At 63.7% G+C, this 2,849-nt stretch carries 3 protein-coding genes and 1 pseudogene; 1 reads left to right on the forward strand and 3 read right to left on the reverse strand.

All coding sequences use genetic code 11. From position 1 onward, the window contains the following. Positions 1-125: 125 nt before the first annotated feature. Positions 126-1,139, forward strand: coding sequence for a GTPase ObgE (gene obgE, locus QVP03_RS01300; RefSeq protein ID WP_022331872.1), 1,014 nt, complete (start codon positions 126-128; stop codon positions 1,137-1,139). Here obgE and QVP03_RS01305 read toward each other — a convergent pair. The 3 genes and pseudogenes from QVP03_RS01305 to QVP03_RS01315 all read right to left on the reverse strand — a co-directional run. After that, a complete protein-coding gene (locus QVP03_RS01305) occupies positions 1,069-1,950 on the reverse strand; it encodes a DUF5689 domain-containing protein (protein ID WP_022331873.1) in 882 nt (293 codons plus the stop codon). The two genes, obgE and QVP03_RS01305, sit on opposite strands and share 71 nt — an antisense overlap. Next, positions 1,928-2,689 carry a DUF5689 domain-containing protein gene (locus QVP03_RS01310; RefSeq protein ID WP_022331874.1) on the reverse strand — a complete coding sequence of 254 codons (762 nt, stop codon included), beginning with the start codon at positions 2,687-2,689 and terminating at the stop codon, positions 1,928-1,930. The genes QVP03_RS01305 and QVP03_RS01310 overlap by 23 nt, the downstream gene beginning before the upstream one ends. 4 nt (positions 2,690-2,693) lie before the next feature. Continuing rightward, positions 2,694-2,849, reverse strand: a pseudogene (locus tag QVP03_RS01315) (phosphoserine phosphatase SerB); the annotation flags it as partial.

Below are 2,849 nucleotides of genomic sequence, written 5' to 3' on the forward strand. Positions count from 1 at the left end.
TTGCTTTTGCTCTCGGCTTGCACTATCTTTAACCTTGTTTTAGACAGGCGGCGCTTCGGCAAAATGCAAGTAAACTTGCTTTTGCTCTCGGCTTGCACTATCTTTGCAACCTAAATAATCAAGGTATGGCAGGTTCGAACTTTGTAGATTACGTGAAAATATTTGCCCGTTCGGGACACGGAGGGGCCGGCTCGGCGCATTTCCGCCGTGAAAAATTCGTGGCTTTCGGCGGCCCCGACGGCGGCGACGGCGGCAAGGGCGGTAGCATCGTCCTGCAGGGCGACAGCCAGTACTGGACGCTTATCCACCTCAAATACCAGCGCCACCAGTTCGCCGAGGACGGGCAGTGCGGCTCGGGAGCCCGCTCGTCGGGCCGGGACGCCCGGGACATCGTCATCCCCGTGCCGCTGGGCACGGTCGCCCGGCGTGTGGTCGAACAGGAGGACGGCACCACGCTCACCGAAGATGTCGGCGAGGTGACGGCCGACGGCGAACAGCTCGTACTGCTCAAAGGCGGCCGGGGCGGCCTCGGAAACTGGCATTTCAAGAGCGCCACGAACCAGACGCCGCGCTATGCGCAGCCGGGCGAGGAGGGCGACGAAGGCACCTTCATCCTCGAACTGAAGGTCTTGGCCGACGTCGGGCTGGTCGGGTTCCCCAATGCGGGCAAGAGCACCTTGCTCTCGGTGGTCTCGGCTGCCAAACCCAAGATCGCCAACTATGCTTTCACCACGCTCGAACCCAACCTGGGCATCGTCGAGGTGCGTGACCACAAGTCGTTCGTCATGGCCGACATTCCGGGTATCATCGAGGGGGCGCACGAGGGCCGCGGCCTGGGCACGCGCTTCCTGCGCCACATCGAGCGCAACTCGGTGCTGCTGTTCATGATCCCGGCCGACAGCGACGACCTCAAACGCGATTACGCGGTTCTGCTGGGCGAGCTTACGCAGTACAACCCCGAACTGCTCGACAAACAGCGGCTGCTGGCCATCACCAAATGCGACATGCTGGACGACGGACTGATCGAAGAGATGAAATCCCACCTGCCCGAAGGCGTCCCGTCGGTGTTTATCTCGTCGGTTTCGGGGCTGAATATCCCCCGCTTGAAAGATATGCTGTGGGAAGCGCTGCAACCGTAGCGAAATCCACCTCGCGGTTGACGATGCGGAGCGTGTATTTCCCGTTGAAATAGTCGATTATCCCATATACGGAGCCTGTGCCCTGCGGTACGGGCTCCGTTGCATAGGTGCATGTGCCCGCCGTGCGGACGGTGAATTCCCGTCCCGAGGCATCCGCTATCTGCCGCTCCGTCGTCGCGGGGCGTCCGGTCTCGGGATCGGGGTCGCACCAGTTGCCCTGCTGCACGAACCGCACTCCTTCGAAATGCACGTAGGTGTCGGTATGCCGCATGTCTACCTCCCCGAACGTGAGCGTCCGAGGCCGTAGGGGCCTGGTTTCCGCCTGCTTCCGCCGCAGGTACAGCGCCGCCTCCGCCGGAGGTATCCTCCCCGGCCCGGCATATTCGCCCGTGGGGCGCGTGCCGAGCATTACCTTGCCGCCGTAGTCGCACAGGAACAGCCCGTTGCAATGGATCGTGACCGCCGTGCCGACCGGGTAGTCGACGTAGAGTTCCGTGGCGTCCACGGCTATCGAAATTCCGCCGCTCGTGTCTTCGACGACCAGTGTTTTGTAGAATTCTCCGTAGAGGTCGTTGCCCGTCACCACGCCTTCGACCGTGATGTCCTCCGTGACGGCGGCCTGCTCTCCCGTGCACCGCGATTTGAGCGCAGCGATCGTGGCCGTCCCCGCCGGTGGGTCGTCGTCGAATTCCAGCCCCGATGCCTTGTCGCACCCGGCGAGGACAGCCAACGCCAGCACGACGGACACGGCCGTCCGGAGTGCCGTGCGGGATATCGCCGGGAGCCGGTTAACGGGTACAATCGTTTTCATCGCGCAGTTTGAGGATGTAACGCCCTTCCCCGGTGGCGTCGTATTGCAGGATTCCCGTGAGCGTACAGCGGCCGACGGGCACCTCGTCGTCCGCAAACCGGGCGTAGCTGCGCACATAAGTGTAGACCGCCGCGCCTGTGTCGTCCGTGAAACGCTTGTATCCGGCCCATGTCCCGGGCGTAAGGTCTTCGGGAGTGTAGCCCAGAGCCCCGATCCGCACCAGCGTGCCGCATCGCTCCGGCGTCAGTTCGCCGGGCGACAGCAGGGTAGGGGCTATGGGTTCCAGCGCCTCCCCGTTGCGGGTCACCGCCGCGTCCAGCGCCGCTTTCGACCCTATGTAATCGGTCGTGAAACCGCTTCCTGCGGCGGGCATCCGCCCGGCCTGCAATACCCCGTGGCTTTCGCCCAGCGCCAGGCCCCTGAGCCTGAGCGTGACATGGCAGCCCTCCGGGAAATCGTTGTGCAGGTGGTCTATGCCCGCCATGACTTCGATCCCCGCTCCGTCCTCTTCGATGCAGAACGTGCGGTAGAAATTCTCGGCGTAATCGCTGGTGGTCACGCGCCCCGACACCACGATGTCCCCCGTGACGGGGAAGGTCGTCCCGGCGAATTTCTCACGCAGCTGCCGGATGGTCGCCGTGACGGGCTCGGGCGTGGCGTCGTCGCCGCGCTCCCCGAACCGGGAGTCGTAGCACCCCGCCGCGAGCAGGGCCACACAGAGCAGCGCCAACCGTCGCATGGGGTTATTGTTCGATGCGTGAATCCTTCAGGCCGAGGAAATAGAGGATGCCGTCCAGGCCGATGGTCGAAATGGACTGGCGGGCCGTGGCCTTCACCTTGGGTTTTGCATGGAATGCGATGCCCAGGCCCGCGAGGTTGAGCATCGGCAGGGGGGGGGG

This window comes from Alistipes sp. CAG:29, from assembly GCF_000435435.1.
Classification (GTDB): Bacteria; Bacteroidota; Bacteroidia; order Bacteroidales; family Rikenellaceae; genus Alistipes; species Alistipes onderdonkii.

Excerpts from the sequence above, each read along its gene's own strand:
- QVP03_RS01305 (WP_022331873.1), bottom strand. The coding sequence starts at position 1,950 with ATGAAAACGATTGTACCCGTTAACCGGCTCCCGGCGATATCCCGCACG.
- obgE (WP_022331872.1), top strand. The coding sequence starts at position 126 with ATGGCAGGTTCGAACTTTGTAGATTACGTGAAAATATTTGCCCGTTCG.
- QVP03_RS01310 (WP_022331874.1), bottom strand. The coding sequence starts at position 2,689 with ATGCGACGGTTGGCGCTGCTCTGTGTGGCCCTGCTCGCGGCGGGGTGC.